This is a genomic window from Variovorax sp. RTB1 (assembly GCF_035018765.1).
Classification (GTDB): domain Bacteria; phylum Pseudomonadota; class Gammaproteobacteria; order Burkholderiales; family Burkholderiaceae_C; genus Variovorax.
Map to the genome: position 1 here is coordinate 278,756 of NZ_JASJXG010000001.1, position 19,455 is coordinate 298,210.

22 protein-coding genes are annotated in these 19,455 nt (G+C 62.9%); 17 read left to right on the forward strand and 5 right to left on the reverse strand.

What is annotated here, in order from left to right:
• The first annotated feature begins 2 nt into the window (after nucleotides 1–2).
• The 5 genes from QN397_RS01270 (at nucleotide 3) to QN397_RS01290 (ending at nucleotide 4,699) form a co-directional block, all read left to right on the forward strand.
• A complete protein-coding gene (locus QN397_RS01270) occupies nucleotides 3–962 on the forward strand; it encodes a LysR family transcriptional regulator (protein ID WP_323499867.1) in 960 nt (319 codons plus the stop codon).
• Between the two features lie 63 nt (nucleotides 963–1,025).
• Nucleotides 1,026–2,192, forward strand: coding sequence for an ABC transporter permease (locus tag QN397_RS01275; RefSeq protein ID WP_323499868.1), 1,167 nt, complete (start codon nucleotides 1,026–1,028; stop codon nucleotides 2,190–2,192).
• Entirely contained in the window at nucleotides 2,189–3,019 is an 831-nt protein-coding gene (locus QN397_RS01280) for an ABC transporter ATP-binding protein (protein ID WP_323499869.1), read from the forward strand. Before QN397_RS01275 ends, QN397_RS01280 begins: the two co-directional genes overlap by 4 nt.
• Nucleotides 3,020–3,039: 20 nt before the next feature.
• Nucleotides 3,040–4,026, forward strand: coding sequence for an MlaD family protein (locus tag QN397_RS01285; RefSeq protein WP_323499870.1), 987 nt, complete (start codon nucleotides 3,040–3,042; stop codon nucleotides 4,024–4,026).
• A 10-nt stretch (nucleotides 4,027–4,036) separates the two neighbouring features.
• Nucleotides 4,037–4,699, forward strand: a complete 663-nt coding sequence (locus QN397_RS01290; protein ID WP_323499871.1) for an ABC-type transport auxiliary lipoprotein family protein — start codon at nucleotides 4,037–4,039, stop codon at nucleotides 4,697–4,699.
• 28 nt (nucleotides 4,700–4,727) lie between these two features.
• Here QN397_RS01290 and QN397_RS01295 read toward each other — a convergent pair whose 3' ends face one another.
• A complete protein-coding gene (locus QN397_RS01295) occupies nucleotides 4,728–5,372 on the reverse strand; it encodes a MarC family protein (RefSeq protein WP_187054834.1) in 645 nt (214 codons plus the stop codon).
• A gap of 14 nt (nucleotides 5,373–5,386) precedes the next feature.
• Nucleotides 5,387–6,133, reverse strand: coding sequence for an SDR family oxidoreductase (locus tag QN397_RS01300; RefSeq protein WP_323499872.1), 747 nt, complete (start codon nucleotides 6,131–6,133; stop codon nucleotides 5,387–5,389).
• Between the two features lie 75 nt (nucleotides 6,134–6,208).
• Here QN397_RS01300 and QN397_RS01305 point away from each other — a divergent pair, with 75 nt between their 5' ends.
• Nucleotides 6,209–6,832, forward strand: coding sequence for a 2-hydroxychromene-2-carboxylate isomerase (locus QN397_RS01305; protein ID WP_323499873.1), 624 nt, complete (start codon nucleotides 6,209–6,211; stop codon nucleotides 6,830–6,832).
• A gap of 2 nt (nucleotides 6,833–6,834) precedes the next feature.
• Nucleotides 6,835–7,518 (forward strand): dienelactone hydrolase family protein, encoded by a 684-nt coding sequence (locus QN397_RS01310; RefSeq protein ID WP_323497218.1) that lies wholly within the window; start codon nucleotides 6,835–6,837, stop codon nucleotides 7,516–7,518.
• A gap of 19 nt (nucleotides 7,519–7,537) precedes the next feature.
• Here QN397_RS01310 and QN397_RS01315 read toward each other — a convergent pair whose 3' ends face one another.
• Nucleotides 7,538–8,443 (reverse strand): LysR family transcriptional regulator, encoded by a 906-nt coding sequence (locus tag QN397_RS01315; RefSeq protein ID WP_323497217.1) that lies wholly within the window; start codon nucleotides 8,441–8,443, stop codon nucleotides 7,538–7,540.
• Between the two features lie 223 nt (nucleotides 8,444–8,666).
• Between QN397_RS01315 and QN397_RS01320 the strand changes: the two genes are divergently transcribed.
• Entirely contained in the window at nucleotides 8,667–9,017 is a 351-nt protein-coding gene (locus QN397_RS01320; RefSeq protein ID WP_323497319.1) for an alpha/beta hydrolase, read from the forward strand.
• An 86-nt stretch (nucleotides 9,018–9,103) separates the two neighbouring features.
• Here the strand turns inward: QN397_RS01320 and QN397_RS01325 are convergent, their stop codons facing one another.
• Together QN397_RS01325 and hemB are read right to left on the reverse strand one after the other, a co-directional pair.
• Nucleotides 9,104–10,288: a magnesium transporter CorA family protein gene (locus tag QN397_RS01325; protein WP_323499874.1), complete on the reverse strand. Its 1,185-nt coding sequence runs from the start codon at nucleotides 10,286–10,288 to the stop codon at nucleotides 9,104–9,106.
• A 4-nt stretch (nucleotides 10,289–10,292) separates the two neighbouring features.
• Complete coding sequence (gene hemB / locus QN397_RS01330; protein ID WP_323499875.1) at nucleotides 10,293–11,309, reverse strand: porphobilinogen synthase; 1,017 nt, start codon at nucleotides 11,307–11,309, stop codon at nucleotides 10,293–10,295.
• Nucleotides 11,310–11,646: 337 nt separating this feature from the next.
• Between hemB and QN397_RS01335 the strand changes: the two genes are divergently transcribed.
• The 9 genes from QN397_RS01335 to QN397_RS01375 form a co-directional block, all read left to right on the forward strand.
• The gene (locus QN397_RS01335; protein ID WP_323497214.1) at nucleotides 11,647–12,075 is read left to right on the forward strand and encodes a CopD family protein; all 429 of its coding nucleotides are present in this window, start codon (nucleotides 11,647–11,649) and stop codon (nucleotides 12,073–12,075) included.
• A gap of 2 nt (nucleotides 12,076–12,077) precedes the next feature.
• Nucleotides 12,078–13,190, forward strand: coding sequence for a VanZ family protein (locus QN397_RS01340; protein WP_323499876.1), 1,113 nt, complete (start codon nucleotides 12,078–12,080; stop codon nucleotides 13,188–13,190).
• A 9-nt stretch (nucleotides 13,191–13,199) separates the two neighbouring features.
• Nucleotides 13,200–13,559, forward strand: a complete 360-nt coding sequence (locus tag QN397_RS01345) for a (2Fe-2S) ferredoxin domain-containing protein (protein ID WP_323499877.1) — start codon at nucleotides 13,200–13,202, stop codon at nucleotides 13,557–13,559.
• 3 nt (nucleotides 13,560–13,562) lie between these two features.
• Entirely contained in the window at nucleotides 13,563–14,195 is a 633-nt protein-coding gene (locus tag QN397_RS01350) for an alpha/beta hydrolase (protein ID WP_323499878.1), read from the forward strand.
• A 25-nt stretch (nucleotides 14,196–14,220) separates the two neighbouring features.
• Complete coding sequence (locus QN397_RS01355) at nucleotides 14,221–15,390, forward strand: D-alanyl-D-alanine carboxypeptidase family protein (RefSeq protein WP_323499879.1); 1,170 nt, start codon at nucleotides 14,221–14,223, stop codon at nucleotides 15,388–15,390.
• 177 nt (nucleotides 15,391–15,567) lie between these two features.
• Entirely contained in the window at nucleotides 15,568–15,945 is a 378-nt protein-coding gene (gene rpsL / locus QN397_RS01360; RefSeq protein WP_013543948.1) for a 30S ribosomal protein S12, read from the forward strand.
• A 145-nt stretch (nucleotides 15,946–16,090) separates the two neighbouring features.
• On the forward strand, nucleotides 16,091–16,564 hold the full coding sequence (gene rpsG / locus QN397_RS01365) for a 30S ribosomal protein S7 (protein ID WP_068630557.1): 474 nt from the start codon (nucleotides 16,091–16,093) through the stop codon (nucleotides 16,562–16,564).
• A gap of 83 nt (nucleotides 16,565–16,647) precedes the next feature.
• Nucleotides 16,648–18,747, forward strand: a complete 2,100-nt coding sequence (gene fusA, locus QN397_RS01370) for an elongation factor G (protein WP_187053975.1) — start codon at nucleotides 16,648–16,650, stop codon at nucleotides 18,745–18,747.
• Nucleotides 18,748–18,868: 121 nt separating this feature from the next.
• On the forward strand, nucleotides 18,869–19,455 hold a 587-nt coding region (locus QN397_RS01375; protein ID WP_323499880.1), incomplete at its 3' end, for a GTP-binding protein.

Genomic DNA, 19,455 nt, shown 5'->3' on the forward strand with positions numbered 1-19,455 from the left:
CCATGGAACCCCAAAAGATCGAAGCGCTCTGGATGCATTTGCACTGGCTCACCGTGCTGGCGCAGCAGGGCAGCTACACGGCGGCGGCGCAACGGCTCGGCGTGAGCAAGGCCGCGATGAGCCAGCGCATCGCCGAGCTGGAGCGCGCTGCCAATGTGCAACTGGTCCAGCGCACCACCCGCAGCGTGCGACTGACCGAAGCGGGGCAGCGGCTGGTCGACGACATGCGCACGCCGTTCGAGCAGATCGCGCACAGCTTCGCCAGCGTGCGCGACCTGGCCGGTGTACCGACCGGTCTGCTGCGCGTAACCGCGCCGGTCGCCTTTGCGCGGCAGCAACTGGTACCGCGCATCGCTGAGTTTCTGCGGGCGCATCCTGACGTGCGCATCGAGCTCGACCTGTCGGATCGGCTCAGTTCGCTGGCGATGGAAGGCTTCGATCTGGCGATCCGCCACACCGCTGCGCCACCCGACACACACGTGGCCTGGACGCTCTGCGCCACACGGTCGGTGCTTGTGGCGAGCCGCGCCTATCTGCGGCGCCGTGGCGTGCCCCGAGAACCGTATGACCTCGCCTCGCACGACTGCTTGCACTATCCCCGTGTGAAGGACACACCGGCGTGGCACTTCGAGGCGAAGGCCACGGTGTCGACGATGGGGAAGCTCGCCGGCCAGCGCCTGACCGTGCCCGTGTCGGGCCCGTTTGCGGCAAACAACAGCGAGGCGTTGCGCGATGCCGCACTCTCGGGATTGGGCATCGCGCTCATGCCGGACTTCAGTGCGCAGTCGGCCCTGCAGGCGGGCAAGCTGGTCGAGGTGCTGGCGCAGTGGCGGCCAGTGGGTGCGTTCGGCGAGCAGCTCTACGCGATCCGGCCCTACGCGACGCATGTGCCCCGGGCAGTTGCGGCATTCGTCGAATGGCTGCGTGGTGCGCTTGCGCCGGGCTTTTCCGTGCAGCCCTGACGCACCCTGCGGTTAGGATGAATCCCGCCTTCAAACGAGCCGCCTCAGGAACCGACCGAACCCATGCCGCCAGCCGCTGCACCGATCCCTGCGCCCGACGCCGAAAGCGTTTTGCCGCGTGTCGTGCGGCACGATGAGCAAGGGCACCGGCTGAACGTCGCGAGTGGACGCTGGACGGCGCTGGCCATGTCGCGAACGTCGACTTGGGAGGCGCTGTCGAAGAGCCTCGGAGCTGCGCCGGCCAGCGACGAAACCGCTTGGGATCTGCGCCCGATCGAGCAACTCGACCACATCGGCGCGCAGCTCCTGTGGGGCCATTGGCACAACGCGTGGCCCGCATCGCTGGAAATGTCAGATCAGCAGAAGGCCGTGCTCGATCAGGTGGCGCGGTACACCTGCAGCACACCCGACGAGCCGCCCAAGACGCTGGCCGATCGCCTCAAGGCTTTCGCGCTCAACGGCCCGCGCCTGATGATCGTAGCGGGCGAGTTCACCCGGATGATCGGACAGCTTGCGCTCGATATCGGCAAGCTCATTCGTGCGCCGCACCGGGGGCCGTGGCGCGACTTTTCCGGGCATCTGTACCAGTTCGGCGCTACTGCTTTGCCGATCACCGCGCTGGTCGGCTTGCTCATCGGCGTGGTGCTGGCTTACCTCACGTCGCAGCAACTTCGGCAGTACGGCGCTGAAACTTTCATCGTCAACATCCTCGGACTTTCTCTGGTGCGTGAACTCGGGCCTGTTCTTGCCGCGGTGCTGATCGCGGGGCGTTCCGGTTCGGCGATCACCGCGCAGATCGGCGTGATGCGGGTGACCGAAGAACTCGACGCAATGCGCGTGATGGGCATCCCGCATGGCTTCAGGCTCGTCATGCCGCGCGTGCTGGCACTGGCCATTGCCATGCCGCTCATCAGCCTCTGGACGTCGATGGCAGCATTGGCGGGTGGCATGCTGGCCGCCGAGGCTGCGCTCTATATTTCGCCCGCCTTCTTTTTGTCGGCGCTGCCGCGCGCGGTGCCCATCGGTAACCTGTACCTCGCGCTCGCCAAGTCGGCGGTGTTCGGCATCCTGATCGCGCTGGTCGGCTGCTACTTCGGTATGAAGGTCAAGCCCAACACCGAAAGTCTGGGAAAGGGCACGACGTCGTCGGTGGTGACCTCCATCACCATCGTGATTCTGGTCGATGCATTGTTCGCGGTCCTGTTCCGCGGCGTGGGGTTTTCGTCGTGACAGGCTTCGTCGATCCGAGCGTGCCCGTGGTCGAAATCCGCAAGCTCTGGACGGTGTTCAAGAGCCCGGAAGGCGACCAGGTGGTGCACCGCGACCTCGACCTCGTCATCCAGCGGGGCGAGGTCCTGTCGCTGGTCGGCGGGTCGGGCACCGGCAAGACCGTGCTGCTCCGGCAAATGCTCGGGCTCGAGCAACCGACGAAGGGCGATGTCAAGGTGCTGGGCGAGGCGCCCGGCAAGCTCAGCGCGACGGGTGCAGCCAACGTCGGCATGCTGTTTCAGCACGGCGCACTGTTCTCTGCATTCAGCGTCCTGGAGAACATCGCGTTTCCGTTGCGCGAATTGAAGTTGCTGCCCGACGAACTCATCCGCGACGCCGCAATGGTCAAGTTGCAGATGGTCGGCCTGGGGCCCGAGAACGCAGGCCGCAGCCCGTCGGAGTTGTCGGGCGGCATGATCAAGCGGGTGGCGCTCGCGCGTGCGCTCATCATGGATCCGCCGCTGCTGTTGCTGGACGAACCGACGGCCGGCCTGGACCCGGAGAGCGCCGATGAGCTTTGTGATCTTCTGCGGGGCCTGCACCGTGAACTCGGCCTCACGGTGGTCATGGTCACGCACGATCTGGACACGCTGTTCGACCTCAGCACGCGCATCGCGGTGCTGGCCGACCATAAGGTGATCGTGACCGGCGAAGCGCGCGATGTGATCGCCTATCCGCACCCCTTCATCCACCAATATTTTCTCGGCGGACGCGGCCAGCGCGCCATGGCGGCGTTGCACGAAAAACGTGCGACCCCGCCGATTGCACGGCCCGCCAACGCGGGCTAGAAAGAAAGGGAACACTGCCCATGGAAAACAAGGCCCATGCCATTGCCGCCGGTGCTTTCGTGCTCGGACTTATCGCCTTGCTCGTAGGGCTGGTGGTCTGGTTCACGCGCGACAACACCGTGCGCAATATCTACGAACTGTCGACCAGCGATGCGGTGAGCGGTCTCCAGCCGCAGGCCATGGTGCGCTACCGCGGCATCGCGGTCGGCAAGGTCACGCTCATCGACTTCGACCCCAAGCGCAAGGGCAACGTGCGGGTGCGCATCAGTGTCGACGAGCGCGTGCCGCTCACGCAATCGAGCTACGCGACGCTGAGCTACCAAGGCGTGACCGGCCTGGCGTTTATCGCGCTGGACGACAAGGGCGGATCGACCGTGGCGCTGGTGCCCAACAACGACGATCCGCCGCGCCTTCCGCTCAAGCAATCGGCCCTCGCGCAGTTGCAGGACCGCGGCGAAGCCATCATCAACCAGGTCGAGGAAGTGACGAAGCGCGCCAACACCTTGCTCGGCGATACCAACCAAAAGCGCTTCGCCGACGCGCTCGACAACATCGCGCAGGCGGCTGGCAGCGCGAACGATCTGACCAAGCGACTCGACAACACCGTCAAGACGTCACTCGATCCGGCGCTCAAGGCCATGCCCGATGCGTTGACGCGCGTGAAGGCCGCCGCCACCGATGTGTCGCGGGTGGCGAACAACCTCAATTCGACGGTGAGCCGCGTCAACGAGAAAGACGGTGCGCTCGACCGATTGGCGAGCGGCACGCAGGCGCTGGGTCAGGCAGTGGATTCTTTCAATACCGCGACGCTGCCGCGCGTCAATCGCGTGGCCGACGACACCTCCCGCGCGGTACGCCGGCTCGGCCGCGCGGCCGACGGCATCAACGACAACCCGCAATCGCTCTTGTTCGGCAACGGCGGTGCTGCAGCCGGACCGGGTGAGCCCGGCTTCGCACTGCCTCCGGCTTCCGCACTGCCGGCCGCCAACAGCGCAGCGCGCCCTTGAAGGGGAACACATGAAACCAATCGATTCAGTCGCTCGGCTTGTACTGCCGTCTGCCTTCGGGCCGGCTCTGCTCGCGCTCTTGATCGCAGGTTGCGGCGCATTGCCGGACAAGCCACAGCGCGCGGCGCTCTACGACTTCGGGCCGGGGCTCGGTACGCCATCCGCCACGACGAGCACCGTGATGCCGCCCATCTCTTTGCCGGAGATCGATGCCAACACGAGGCTCGACGGCACCCAGCTGAACTATCGATTGGGCTATGCCGATGCCAACGAACTCAAGCCGTACGGTCAGTCGCGCTGGAGCGTCGCGCCGACGCAGTTGCTGCGGCAGCGTTTGCGTGAAGCGCTGTCGGCACGTCGCACTGTGCTCGGGCCGGAAGAGAGCGCGACCATCGCGCGTCGCGACGGCAAGGTGCCGGACACGCTGCGGATCTCGCTCGACGAGTTCAGCCAGTACTTCGAATCGCAAGGCTCGAGCGTGGGGTTGGTGCGGCTGCGCGCGACGCTGGTTCAAAGCACGGCGGGCGGCGACAGGGTGCTTGGGCAGCGCAGCTTCAACGCGCAGCGCCCGGCACCGACAGGCGATGCCGCAGGCGGCGTGAAGGCGCTGGCGGCAGCGAGCGATGCGGCGATTGCAGAGATGGTCGCGTGGGTCGATCAGCTGCCGCGTTAAGCCCGCCGCCGAGAGCCGAATGACGGCCTTAGGCGCCGCGCGACAACAGCACGGGGAACAACTTGCCTAGGCCGTCGGCCATCACTTCGACAGCCAAAGCCGCGAGGATCAGTCCCATCAGCCGCGTCATGATGTTGATGCCGGTGCGGCCCAGCACCTTGGCAATCGGCTCCGCCAACGAGAACGCAGCAGCGGTCGCCAGTGCGATGACCGCGCCATAACCGACCAGCACGAAAAGCTCCCAGAGGTGCTTCGCCTTCTCGGCATAGATCACCACCGTCGACATGGTCGCCGGGCCGGTCAGCAGCGGGATCGTCAAGGGCACGACCGCGATCGATGCACCGAGCGACGCCTTCACCTCTGTCGCCCGGATTTCCTCGTTGGTCGTCTTGTCTTCCGCCGGTTTGGCGTTGAGCATCGACAGCGAACTCATCATCAGCAGCAGACCGCCGCCGACTTGAAAGCTGGCGATCGAAATGCCGAAGAACCCGAGCAGTTGCAACCCGAGCAGTGCGCTGACCGCGATCACCACGAACGCGCTGAACGAAGCCACGATGACCGTGCGTCGCTTTTGCGCCTCGTTGAACTCCTGCGTGTAGTGAATGAAGAACGGAACGATGGCGAGCGGGTTGACGATGGCCAGCAGCGTGATCATCGGCTTGATGAGATCCATCGTCGGGCTGGCCATCAGCGTCCTCCCGCGACGTCCAGTACCGTCGCGGTGGTGTAGCTCGATTCGGGCGACAGTAACCACACGATCGCTTCGGCAACTTCCTGCGCGCTGCCGACGCGCTTCATCGGCACGCCGGGCGCCAGTTCTGCGGCGCGACCGGGCTGCCCACCGGAGGCGTGGATGTCTGTGTCGATCAAGCCCGGCCGCACTGCGTTGACGCGAATGCCTTCGTCGGCCACCTCTTTGGCCAGGCCGAGGGTGAAGGTGTCGATGGCGCCTTTGCTCGCGGCGTAGTCGACGTACTGGCCCGGGCCACCGAGCCGCGCTGCAGCGCTCGACAAATTGACGATCACGCCGCCTGCGCCGCCGTGACGGGTGCTCATGCGTCGCACCGCCTCGCGCGCGCAGACAAAGCTGCCAATCACGTTGATGCGCAGCATGCGTTCGAGCCGCGCGACCGACATCTGGTCGACGCGCGCCTGCACGTCGACCACGCCTGCGTTGTTGACCAGCGCGGTGAGCCGGCCGAGCTCGGCATCGACCTTCGCGAACATCGCCAGGACCTGCGCTTCGTCGCCGACATCGGCCTGCACGGTGATCGCCGTGCCGCCCTCGGCGCGAATGGCGCGCACCACCTCGTCGGCAGCGAGCGGCTGGCTGGCGTAGTTGACGGCGACGGCATAGCCGCGGCGCGCCGCGAGCAGTGCGGTGGCGGCGCCGATGCCGCGACCGCCACCGGTGATCAAGAGCACTTGTTCCAAATCCTGCCTCCTGCACAAAAGTTGCGCGTCAGTTAAAAACTGATTACATCACCGCGACATCACGAGGAGACACCCTTGACACGCACGATCGATTACTACTTTGCGCCGCAGAGCCCGTGGACCTATCTCGGTCACGCGCGCTTCGCCGCTATCGCCAAATCAGCCGGCGCCACGGTGCGTGTGCGGCCGGTCGACCTGGGCAGCGTCTACCCCGTGTCGGGCGGCTTGCCGCTCGGCAAACGGGCACCGCAACGCCAGACTTATCGACTGGTCGAACTCGCGCGCTACTCGAGCCATCTCGATGTGCCGCTGCATCCCAAGCCCAAGTTCTTTCCAGTGGCCAGCGACGACGCGGCCAAAGTCATCATCGCGGTCGATATCAAGGACGGCACCGAGGCGGCCATGCGTCTGTGCGCTGCCGTGTTCGGCGCGGTGTGGGCGCAAGAGCGAAACATCGCCGACCCCAAGGTGCTTGCCGAGCTGGTCGCTGAATGCGACCTGCCGGAACAACGCAACGACCAATCGCAAAGCCAAGCCGTGCAGGAACGCTACGAGGCCTACACGCAGGAAGCGATCGACATCGGGATCTTCGGTGCGCCGAGCTACGTGGTCGACGGCGAAATCTTCTGGGGCCAGGACCGGCTCGACTTCGTCGAGCGGGCACTGAGCCTGAAAAATCCATCCAACCAAGGAGCATGACCATGGGTCAATTCATCGATCTCACCGCCAAAGACGGTTTTACCTTTCCGGCCTACGTGGCAGAACCCAAGGGCACGCCGAAGGGCGCAGTCGTGGTGTTGCAGGAAATTTTCGGCGTCAACTCGCACATTCGTTCGGTGGCCGACGGCTATGCGGCCGAGGGCTATCTGGCCGTGGCTCCATCGACCTTTCAGCGCACGAAGCCGGGCGTCGAGCTGGGCTACTCGGATGAAGACATGAAGGCGGGCTCAGCCTTGAAGGCCGCGGCCGAAGCACTCCCCAAGCCGGGCGTGTTGCAGGACATTCAAGCGGCGGTCGATTACGCAGCGCGTGCCGGAAAGGTCGGCATCGTCGGTTATTGCTGGGGCGGCTTGCTGACCTGGCGTGCTGCCGCCGAAGTGTCGGGCCTTTCGGCTGCTGCGCCTTACTACGGCGGCGGCATGACGACGCCGGAAGAAAGCGCGCTGGAGCCGCAGGTGCCGGTACTCGCGCACTTCGGCGACAACGACCATTGGATTCCGCTGGACACCGTCGACGCCTTCAAGAAGGCGCATCCCGATGTCGAAGTGCACGTTTACGCGTGCGGCCATGGCTTCAACTGCGAGCAGCGCGGGTCGTACAACGCCGAAGCCGCCGAGCTTGCGAAGGACCGCACGCTGGCGTTCTTTGCCAAGCACCTGGCCTGAGTCGAGGCGAAGGCCGCACTCAATGTTTTCTGGTCGTGCTGCGCGTGCCGATGCGCGTCTCCAGAAAGTCCAGAAACGCCCGCAGCGCCGCGCTGTTGTGGCGCCGCTGCAGGTAGGCGGCTGACAGCCACATGTCGTCCCGAACGAATTCTTCGAGTGCCGGCACCAGCTCGCCATGGTCGAGGTGCGGCTGGATGATCAGCGCCGGCAGATAGGTCACGCCGAAGCCCTGCATCGCCACCTCGATGAGCGGGCCAGCCTCGGTCGCGTCCATGCGCGTCTTGAGCGGCACATCGAGCGGTTTGCCGTCGACCTGAAAACGCCAGTGCGGATGCAGCCCGAGGCGTGAGTGCGTCAGCGCGTCGTGCTGCGTCAACTCCGACGGATGCGTCGGCTTGCCGTGCTTTTTCCAGTAGCGCGGCGAGGCGCACAGCACGAGCTTCATCAGCATGAGTCGCCGCACGATCAGGTTGTCGTCTTCGATGGGGCCGAAGCGCAGCGCCACGTCGATGGCTTCCTCCGCCATGTCGACCATCCGATTGCTCAGGTGCAGGCTGATGCTCACATCGGGGTAGTAGCCCATGAACTGCCCGATGAGCTTGGGCAGGTCGCCCTGGCCCATGCCGTGCGGGGCCGACACGCGCAGCCTGCCGCGCGGCTTGCTGGCGTGCTCCTGCAACTCGGCAGTCGTCAGCGCAACCATCTCCATCACCGGCTTGCTGCGTTCGAGCAGCAGCTGGCCGGCATCGGTGAGACTGACCGATCGCGTCGAGCGATTGAGCAAGCGCACGCCGAAGCGCGTTTCGAGCTCGGCCACGTATTTGCTCACCGTCGCTTTCGACATGTCGAGCGCTGTTGCGGCGCGGGAAAAGCTGCCGCGCGCAGCGACTTCATGGAAGGTTTTGATGAGGTCGAAGCTGTCCATCGAGGCGGTCCGATAAAGAGGTGATTGTTTCCAGGGCGCGAACGCCGAGGTTCTTTTTCTGCGGGTTTTCCCTGCCATTCTCGGTTCAAACTTCATCTCACAGACCAGCCCACAAGTTGATCTGGGTGAACAGGGCCCCGAGCGAGGAGGTCGCATCCGAACGAGGAAGCGGCACCCACCCAAGACCGGTTCGAAATCATCCAAACAGTTGAAGGAAATTGAAATGAAGACCTCGAAAATCATCGCCGCTGCCGCGCTCACTTTGTTCGCTGCTGCTGCCGCTCAAGCTGAAACTTATGAAGGCGTGCATGCGCCGACGTCGATCGCCAGTCGCGCCGAAGTGCAATCGCAAGCTGTCGTTGCTGCGCACAGCGACAACCCGTATGCGGAAGGTGCCAACTCCGGCGTGCAAGTGATCGCTTCGACTGCCGAGCGCTCGGTCGTTCGTTCGGAAGCAGTCGCCACTGCGCATAACCCGCTGCAGAGCCTCGACCGCCGTGCGTTCTATCGCGATCAGGTGCCGGCCCAATACCGCAAGCCTGCGGTGTCTTTCACCCGTCAAGCCGGGCTGTAATCAAGACGGTTCGGCAGCATGACCGACTGAAAGAGCGGACCTTCGGGTCCGTTTTTTTATAGGCTGAGAAGACGCGCGTCGAACGATCAGCGGGCGCTGCGCGTCAGATAGCGTTTGCGCCAGAACACCAGCACGAGCACCACCGCCACGACCAGCATCGAGCCCATCGCGAGCCAGAAGCCATCTGACTTGTGCACCAGCGGGATGAATTCGAAGTTCATGCCGAAGATGCCGGCGATCAGGTTGAGCGGCAGGAATATCGCGGTCAGCACCGTCAGCACTCGCATGATGTCGTTGGTGCGATGGCTCTGGATGCTGAAGTGCATCTGGACCGCCGTCTCTATGTTCTGCTCGAGCCGCCGCACATGGTTGACCACGCGCTCGATGTGTTCCAGCGCATCCCGGCTGCGCACCATCAGCAGGTCTCGCTCGCGTTGTGCCGGCTTTGTTTCCGGCTCAGGCAGCGTCTCTTGCGAGTCGATCCAGTCTTGAACCGCGGAGCGCTGGTCTTCGCAAATATTGCCGAGGTGACGCAGCGACTGACGCGCCTCCATCAGCGCGCCCCAGTTGGTGAAGCGACTCTTCGGCTCGATCAGTTCGGCTTGCCAATGGTCGAGCTGCGTGGTCAGGTCGCGCCGCAGATCGAGATAGCCGTCGACGATCTGGTTGACGACGCGCAGCATCAGGTCAGCGGGGCTGGTCGGCATGCGTGCACTGACGGCGCGGGCATCGAGCGCGGGGTCGGCGTTGTGCGATGGGGTCGACCCATTGATGCCGTCGGATGCAGCGGCCAGCAGCTTGGCCGCGTAGGCGTCGCGCATGGCTGCATCAAACGGATGCACCGACAGCAGGACGCGGTCGAACACCGCGAACCCGACTGGTCGCGTGTCGATGCGCCGCAGCACCGGAGGTCCGCCGCGCGTTGCGGGCGCGGATGCGCGCGCGCGTTCTACGTCAGCCTGGTTCGCTGCGCCGGGCATCGCGCCGTCGCGTGCGGCCAGCCGACGAAACACGAGCACGTCGTACAGCGAGGTGTAGTCGTAGTGCGAGGGCAACTGATCGTTCAGCAGATCCGCGACATGCAGATCGACCAACTGAGTGCCGCATACCGTCTGCAGGATGCCCTGTACCGCGACGAGCGCCGCACGGAATTCATCGCGCGTAAGCGATAGCCACAAATAGCTGTCGTCCCCACAGGCGCCAGGCGCGGCCAGTGGCGCCAGTGCCTCGTGCTCGTCGACCCGCGAGCCGGTGATCTTGAAGATGCGCATCGCGCTATTGTTTTTGCAATAAGCGGGCAGCGTCCAGCGCGAAATACGTCAGCACGCCATCGGCGCCGGCGCGTTTGAACGCGAGCAAGCTTTCGAGCACGACAGCGTCGTGGTCGAGCCAGCCGTTTTGCGCCGCTGCCTTCAGCATCGCGTATTCGCCACTCACTTGGTAGGCGAAGGTCGGCACGCGGAACTCTTCCTTCACGCGGCGCACGATGTCCAGATACGGCATGCCCGGCTTGACCATCACCATGTCGGCGCCTTCGGCGATGTCGATGGCCACTTCGCGCAGCGCTTCGTCACTGTTGCCGGGGTCCATCTGATAGACCTTCTTGTTGCTCTTGCCCAGGTTTGCCGCGGAGCCGACGGCGTCGCGGAACGGCCCGTAGAAGGCGCTTGCGTACTTGGCGCTGTAGGCCATGATTCGCGTGTGAATATCGCCTCGCGCTTCCAGTGCGGAGCGGATGGCACCGATGCGACCGTCCATCATGTCGCTAGGTGCAACGATATCGACGCCGGCTTGCGATTGCGTGAGGGCCTGCTTGACCAGCACTGCGACGGTGGAATCGTTGAGGATGTAGCCGGTATCGTCGAGCAAGCCATCCTGGCCGTGGCTGGTGTAGGGGTCGAGCGCCACATCGGTCATTACACCCAGTTCCGGAAAGCGTGCTTTCAGCGCCGACACCACGCGCGGGATAAGTCCGTCTGGATTGAAAGCTTCGTCACCGGTGGGCGTTTTGAGCTTGGCGTCGATGACCGGGAACAGCGCCATCACCGGAATGCCTAGGGCGACGCACTGCTCGGCCACCGGGAGCAACAGATCGAGGCTCAGGCGTTCGACGCCCGGCATCGAAGCCACTGGATCCCGGCGCTGCGTTCCTTCCTGCACAAAGACGGGATAGATCAGATCGTGGGATGTGAGCGCATGCTCACGAACTAGATTCCTCGAGAAGGCGTCGCGGCGCAACCTGCGTGGCCGACCGGCCGGAAATGCGGCAAATGAAGAAGCGTGAGAAGTCATGCGGGAAATTTTGCCCGATCTGAAAGATTGCAACGATTGTCGTTTGGGCGACTATTCGGCCTGTAAAACCGCAGATTTGAGGGCTTTCGTATTGGCTTTCCCGCACCAAACGTCAAAAAATAGTTAACTCAAAGCTTGTTAGGTTGTTTGAGCTTTGTTAAATTCCGTGTCGGGCGGCTTGCCGCTCCCCGCTTTTCCTCCCTGAGCGGGTGCCTCGATGTGTGACAGCAAAAAGGCTTCCCAGCCCGGCGTTTTGACGCCGGGCTTTTTTTTGCCTGCGGTGTCGGGCAAATCCTCGGTCAGTCAATTGCCCGGCTTGCGCCACTAAACTGCTGCGATGCTCTGGGTCAAATCGCTGCACATCGTGTTCATCGCCAGCTGGTTCGCCGGCTTGTTCTATCTCCCGCGGATCTTCGTGAACCTGGCGATGGTTCCGCCGGAATCGGTCGCAGAACGAGCCCGGTTGTTGCTGATGGCCCGCAAGTTATTGCGTTTCACAACGCTTCTCGCTGTTCCGGCGCTCGCCTTCGGACTCTGGCTTTGGCTGGGCTACGGTATCGGTCTCGGGCCAGGCAACGGATGGATGCATGCCAAGCTGGTGCTGGTGCTCGCAACCATCGGCTATCACTATGCTTGCGGCGTGCTGTTGCGTCGCATCGATGCGGGCACAGCGCGGCATACCCACAAGTGGTACCGCTGGTTCAACGAAGCACCGGTTTTGCTGCTGACGGCCATCGTGATCCTCGTCGTCGTCAAACCCTTTTGAACGTGGCGGCTTCGCACAAGACCGCCGCGCTACCGCTTTCCCTGGCCTACGCGGCGCTGATCGTCTACGCCAGTCTTTATCCGTTCGCAGATTGGCGAGACCAGGGCATCGCGCCGTGGGCGTACCTGACGGCGCCGTGGCCGAAGTACTGGACCGGCTTCGATTTGGGCATCAACGTGATTGGCTACGCGCCGCTTGGCTTCCTGATGGCGGTGGCCGTGATGCGTGCGCGCTCCGACACCGGCGGTTTCAACGCCGTGCTGCGCGCCACGCTGGCGGGTGGCGCGATCTCTTTCGCCATGGAAACATTGCAGAGCTACCTGCCTGCGCGCATCCCTTCGAACGTCGACTTCGGACTCAACACCGTAGGCGCGCTCGTGGGCGCAACCTTGGCCGCAGGGCTGGAGCGCTTCGGCGCGGTGGCGCACTGGAGCCGTGCCCGCTCCGCTTGGTTTGTCGAAGACTCGCGTGGCGCACTTGTGTTGCTTGCGTTGTGGCCGGCTGCGCTGCTGTTCCCGGCAGCTGTGACGTTCGGGTTGGGCCAGGTGTTCGAGCGCATGGAGACGGGCATTGCCGATTGGCTGCAAGACACGCCGTTCATCGACTGGATGCCGGTTCGCCAGTTCGAACTCGAACCGCTGGTGCCCGGCGTCGAGCTGCTGTGCGTGATGCTCGGCGCATTGGTGCCGTGCCTGCTGGCCTTCGTCGTGACGCGCTCGGTGGTGCGACGCGCCATGTTGCTGCCATTGACTCTCGGCATGGGGATCGCGACCACTGCGCTGTCGGCGGCGCTGAGCTATGGCCCTGAGCACGCGTGGGCCTGGTTGAGTTTGCCGGTGCAAATCGGCATTGCCGCCGCGGTTTTCGCCGGTGCCCTGCTGCTCGCGGCGCCGCGTCGCTTTCTGGCCGCGCTGCTCCTGATTGCGCTGGTGCTGCACTTGAGCTTGCTGAACCAGGCGCCGGAGAGCGCGTACTTCGCGCAGACGCTGGCAACGTGGGAGCAGGGGCGCTTCATCCGCTTTCACGGACTGTCGCAGTGGCTCGGTTGGCTCTGGCCTTTCGTGACGCTGGGTTACGTGCTGCTGGTGCTGTCTCGACGGCCGCGGCAATCCTAGAATCTGCAGATGTCCAGTTTTTCATCTACGCCACCCGCTGTTGGCGGCTACTACGAGCGCCACATCTTCTTCTGCCTCAACGAACGCAAGAACGGAGAGGACTCGTGCGCCACGCACGATGCCCAACAAGGCTTTGATCGCTGCAAGGCGAAGGTCAAGGAGGCCGGGTTGTCCGGTGTTGGCAAAGTGCGCGTGAACAAGTCGGGCTGCCTCGACCGTTGTGCCGGCGGCCCGGTGGCGGTCGTGTATCCCGAGGCGGTCTGGTACACATTTGTCGACAACGAAGACATCGACGAGATCGTCGATTCGCATCTCAAGAATGGCCGGGTCGTCGATCGCCTGTTGCTCCCGCCTGACGTGGGCCGTTGAGCCGTGAATTCGCAAACCGAAAAGCTCAGCTTGCACGGCGGCGCGGGCGCGATTGAGGCGGAGCGCGACGCCGCCGCGGCGGGCACGCAGGCGCGCGGTGTAGTGGTCATTGCGCATCCGCATCCGCTCTTCGGCGGCACTATGGACAACAAGGTCGTGCAGACACTGGCCCGCGCCTTCATCGCGTCGGGCTGGACGGCAGTCCGATTCAATTTTCGCGGCGTCGGCGCCAGCGAAGGCGTGCATGACGAAGGACGTGGCGAGGCAGACGATATGCGTGCCGTGATCGAGCAAGTCGCACCGCATGGGGCGCTGGCCATCGCGGGCTTTTCGTTCGGCGCCTTTGTGGCGATGAATGCGCTGAGTGCGCTGTGGGAGGTGCGCGATATTCAGCGCGTGGCACTGGTTGGTGCGAGCGTTGCACGGGTGCCACCGGGACCGTTGCCGGAGGCGGCGCACGAACGCACGCTGGTCGTGCACGGAGAACAGGACGACACCGTTCCGCTGGCAGCCGTGCTGGACTGGGCGCGCCCGCAGTCACTTCCTGTCACGGTAGTTCCCGGGGGCGGTCATTTCTTTCACGGACAATTGCCGTTGCTCAAGCAGCTTGTCGCCCGCCACCTGCGCGTGGATTAGTTTCTCGTCTTTTTCCAACCCCCCAATGAATCGTTTCTTCATCGCGTTTCGCGCGCTGATGCTGGCGGCTGTCGCATCGTTCAGCCTGATCGCGACCGCGCAGGTTCCGGCGCCGCCGGAAGTCGCCGCGCGCAGTTATTTGCTGCTCGATGTCACGGCAAATCAGTTGCTAGCCCAAAAAGACATCGACATGCCGGTCGAGCCCGCTTCGCTTACCAAGTTGATGTCGGCGTATCTGGTGTTCGACGCGCTGCGCGCAAAGAAGATCACGCTTGCGCAGACCGTGCCGGTGTCGCTCCATGCCTCGAAAATGCCGGGTTCGAGGATGTTTATCGACCCGAAAATGCAGGTGCCGGTCGACGACCTGATCAAAGGAATGATTGTTCAGTCGGCCAATGACGCGACCAACGTGCTTGCTGAAGGCGTCGGCGGCACGCTCGAGCATTTCGTTGAATTGATGAACGAGCAGGCCAAGGTGCTCGGCATGAAAAACACGACGTACAAGAATCCCGAAGGATTGCCGGCACCGGGTCACATCACGACGGCGCGCGACTTGAGCATTCTGGCCACGCGATTGATCCACGACTTTCCCGAAGAAACAAAGTACTACGCGATCAAGAAGTACCGCTACCCTGGCACTCCATCGACCAACGACACCAATCGCAACGTGCTGTTGTTTCGCGATCCGACGATCGACGGCCTGAAAACCGGGCATACCGACACCGCGGGGTTTTGCATGATCGCCACCGCCAACCGCGACTTTCCGAACCTGCCGGGCGGTCGCAGGCTGCTGTCGATCATCCTCGGTGCGTCGAGCGAAACCGCGCGCGCCAACGAATCGCAAAAGCTGCTGAACTGGGGCTACACCGCCTATGACGACGTGCTGCTTTTCGATGCGGATCAGCCGGTTGCCACGCCCGCCATCTGGAAGGGCAGGGTCAACACCCTCAAGCTTGGCCGGCCTGAAGCCATCGTGGTGGCTGTGCCATCGGGCTCGGCCAGTAAAATCAAGTCGCAACTCGCCCGGCCTGACCCGCTGGTGGCGCCGATTACCAAGTTCCAGGCGGTCGGATCGCTGAAGGTCACGCTCGGCGACCAGTCGGTGGCCGACATTCCACTGGTTGCACTGGAGCCGGTGGAGCAAGCCGGCATCCTCGGCCGCGCCTGGGACGCTGTACGGCTCTGGATCAAGTAAGCGAGAGAGTTGGTTGGCGGCGGCTGGGCTGCTATACTCGTGGGCTTTTCGGAAATTCCCGAGGTGCCTTCGACGGCGCTCGGCGCTATTTCGAAGGGTTTCACGTTTTTGCATCTCAGGTCCCTCGCGTCACGACGAGGAATTCGCCGGGGATGCCGTTTTGGGACTAACTCATTCATGCCAACCATCAATCAACTGGTGCGTCAGGGTCGAACGGTCGAAAAGATCAATTCGAAAAGCCCTGCCATGCAGAACTCGCCGCAACGTCGCGGTGTCTGCACCCGGGTCTACACCACGACCCCCAAAAAGCCGAACTCGGCATTGCGTAAGGTTGCCAAAGTGCGCCTGACGAATGGCTTCGAGGTCATCTCGTACATCGGCGGCGAAGGCCACAACTTGCAGGAACACAGCGTCGTGCTGGTTCGCGGCGGTCGTGTCAAAGACTTGCCGGGCGTGCGTTATCACATCGTGCGCGGTTCGCTCGACTTGCAAGGCGTGAAAGACCGCAAGCAGTCGCGTTCCAAGTACGGCGCTAAGCGCCCCAAGAAGGCTTAAGCCTTCTGCGTTAAAAAACGGTGTTCGACGTGCCTTGGCGGGTGCATCGAACGAAGTGGCCCGATTCTGGGCCGAGTAAGTGAGAGTTATTGTTGGCTCTCGCGGCGCTGGAAACGGTGCCAACTGAAGCAAAGAGGTTAGTAACATGCCACGTCGTCGCGAAGTCCCCAAACGTGAAATCCTGCCGGACCCAAAGTTCGGCAACGTCGAGCTGTCCAAATTCATGAACGTGATCATGGAAGGCGGCAAAAAAGCGATCGCCGAGCGCATCATTTATGGTGCCCTCGAGCAAATTGAAAAGAAGAACCCGGGCAAAGATCCGGTCGAAGCTTTCACCATGGCCATCAACAACGTGAAGCCGATGGTTGAAGTGAAGTCGCGCCGCGTGGGCGGTGCGAACTATCAGGTGCCGGTCGAAGTTCGCCCGGTCCGTCGTCTGGCGCTGTCGATGCGCTGGATCAAGGAAGCCGCACGCAAGCGCGGCGAAAAGTCGATGGCCCTTCGTTTGGCCAACGAACTCATGGAAGCGACGGAAGGCCGTGGCGGCGCGATGAAGAAGCGCGACGAAGTGCACCGCATGGCCGAAGCCAACAAGGCTTTCAGCCACTTCCGCTTCTAAACGGTCCCCTCAAATCAGACTGGCTGGAAGCCCGACCCACCGCTTGGTGGGCGGGCTTTCATCCGTTAACGGAGTAATTTTTCATGGCACGCAAGACCCCCATCGAGCGCTACCGCAATATCGGTATCTCTGCGCACATCGACGCTGGCAAAACCACCACGACCGAGCGCATCCTGTTCTACACGGGCGTCAATCACAAAATCGGCGAAGTGCACGACGGCGCTGCGACGATGGACTGGATGGAGCAGGAGCAAGAGCGCGGCATCACGATCACCTCGGCTGCCACCACCTGCTTCTGGAAGGGCATGGCGGGTACTTTTGAAGAACACCGCATCAACATCATCGACACCCCCGGTCACGTCGACTTCACGATTGAAGTCGAGCGCTCGATGCGCGTGCTAGACGGTGCTGTCATGGTGTACGACGCGGTCGGCGGCGTGCAACCCCAGTCGGAAACTGTCTGGCGTCAAGCCAACAAGTACAAGGTTCCGCGCCTTGCGTTCGTCAACAAGATGGACCGCACCGGCGCCGACTTTCTCCGCGTGCGCCAGATGATGGTCGACCGACTGAAGGCCAACCCGGTCGTGATCCAGATCCCCATCGGTGCCGAAGAGCGCTTTCAGGGCATCGTCGACCTCGTCAAAATGAAGGCCATCATCTGGGATGACGACAAGGGCGTGACGTTCACGTACAGCGAGATTCCTGAAAACCTCGCTGAAGTCTGTAAGGAATACCGCGAAAAGCTCGTCGAAGCGGCCGCCGAGTCGAGCGAAGAGCTGATGAACAAGTACCTCGAAGGCGAGGAATTGACCGAAGTCGAAATCAAGGCCGGCATTCGCCAGCGCACGATCGCGGGCGAGATCCAGCCGATGCTGTGCGGCTCCGCGTTCAAGAACAAGGGCGTCCAAGCCATGCTCGACGCCGTCGTCGAATACATGCCTGCGCCGACCGACATTCCCCCGGTCAAGGGCATGGACGAAGACGAAGTGCCGACAACGCGCAAAGCCGACGACAGCGAAAAGTTCTCGGCGCTCGCATTCAAGCTGATGACGGATCCATTCGTGGGCCAGCTGACCTTCGTGCGCGTTTATTCGGGCGTACTGACCAAGGGTGACAGCGTTTACAACCCGATTCGGGGCAAGAAGGAGCGCATTGGCCGGATCGTGCAGATGCACGCCAACAACCGCGTCGAAGTGAGCGAAATTCGCGCCGGCGACATTGCCGCGTGCATCGGCCTGAAGGAGGTGACCACGGGCGAAACCCTGTGCGATCCGAATGCGATCCTGACGCTCGAGCGCATGATTTTTCCGGAATCCGTGATCTCGCAGGCCGTCGAGCCGAAGACCAAGGTGGACCAGGAAAAGATGGGTATCGCCTTGCAACGTCTGGCCCAGGAAGACCCTTCGTTCCGTGTGAAGACGGACGAAGAATCGGGTCAGACGATCATTGCCGGCATGGGCGAGTTGCACCTGGAAATCATCGTTGACCGCATGCGCCGCGAGTTCGGCGTGGAAGCTAACGTCGGCAAGCCGCAAGTTGCTTACCGCGAGACGATCCGCAAGACCGTCGAAGATGCCGAAGGCAAGTTCGTGCGCCAGTCCGGCGGCAAGGGCCAATACGGCCATGTCGTGCTCAAGATCGAGCCGCAAGAAGCGGGCAAGGGCTTCGAATTCGTCGATGCGATCAAGGGCGGTGTCGTGCCGCGCGAATACATTCCAGCAGTGGAAAAGGGTGTTGTCGAAGCGCTGACCCAAGGCGTGCTGGCCGGCTATCCGGTCGTCGACGTCAAGGTCACGCTGCACTTCGGCTCCTACCATGATGTGGACTCGAACGAAATGGCATTCAAGATGGCTGCGATCTTCGGTTTCAAGGAAGGCGCTCGCAAGGCCCAGCCGGTCATCCTCGAGCCGATGATGGCCGTGGAAGTCGAAACGCCTGAAGACTACGCCGGCAACGTGATGGGTGATCTGTCATCGCGTCGCGGTATGGTTCAAGGCATGGAAGACATGATGGGTGGCGGGAAGACGATCAAGGCTGAAGTGCCTTTGTCGGAAATGTTCGGCTACTCGACGACGCTGCGTTCGATGTCGCAAGGCCGCGCCACGTACACGATGGAGTTCAAGCACTACGCTGAAGCTCCGCGCAATGTGGCCGAAGCAATCGTCGCTGCCCGCGCCAAGTGATCTCCAGGTAATTCATCGATTTGTCTGCGACTGTGTGCCTCTCGTTGCCCGTGGCGAGAGATTCAGCAACATGGTGCAGACGTTAAACCTCACACGGGCCTGCTCTTTCAAGGATTGAAAAATGGCAAAAGGAAAATTCGCCCGTACCAAGCCCCACGTGAACGTGGGCACCATCGGTCACGTCGACCACGGCAAGACCACGTTGACGGCGGCCCTGGCCACCGTGCTGTCCGCTAAATTTGGCGGCGAAGCCAAGGCATACGACCAGATCGACGCGGCGCCTGAAGAAAAGGCCCGCGGCATCACCATCAACACCGCCCACGTCGAGTACGAAACGGCCAACCGCCACTACGCCCACGTCGACTGCCCCGGCCACGCTGACTATGTGAAGAACATGATCACCGGTGCTGCGCAGATGGACGGCGCCATCCTGGTCTGCTCCGCTGCTGACGGCCCCATGCCCCAGACCCGCGAGCACATCCTCCTGGCCCGTCAGGTCGGTGTCGGCTACATCATCGTCTTCCTGAACAAGTGCGACATGGTCGACGACGCCGAGCTGCTCGAACTCGTCGAAATGGAAGTGCGCGAACTCCTGGACAAATACGATTTCCCAGGCGACGCCACCCCCATCATTCACGGCTCCGCCAAGCTCGCCCTCGAAGGCGACAAGGGTCCGCTGGGTGAAGAAGCCATCATGAAACTGGCCGA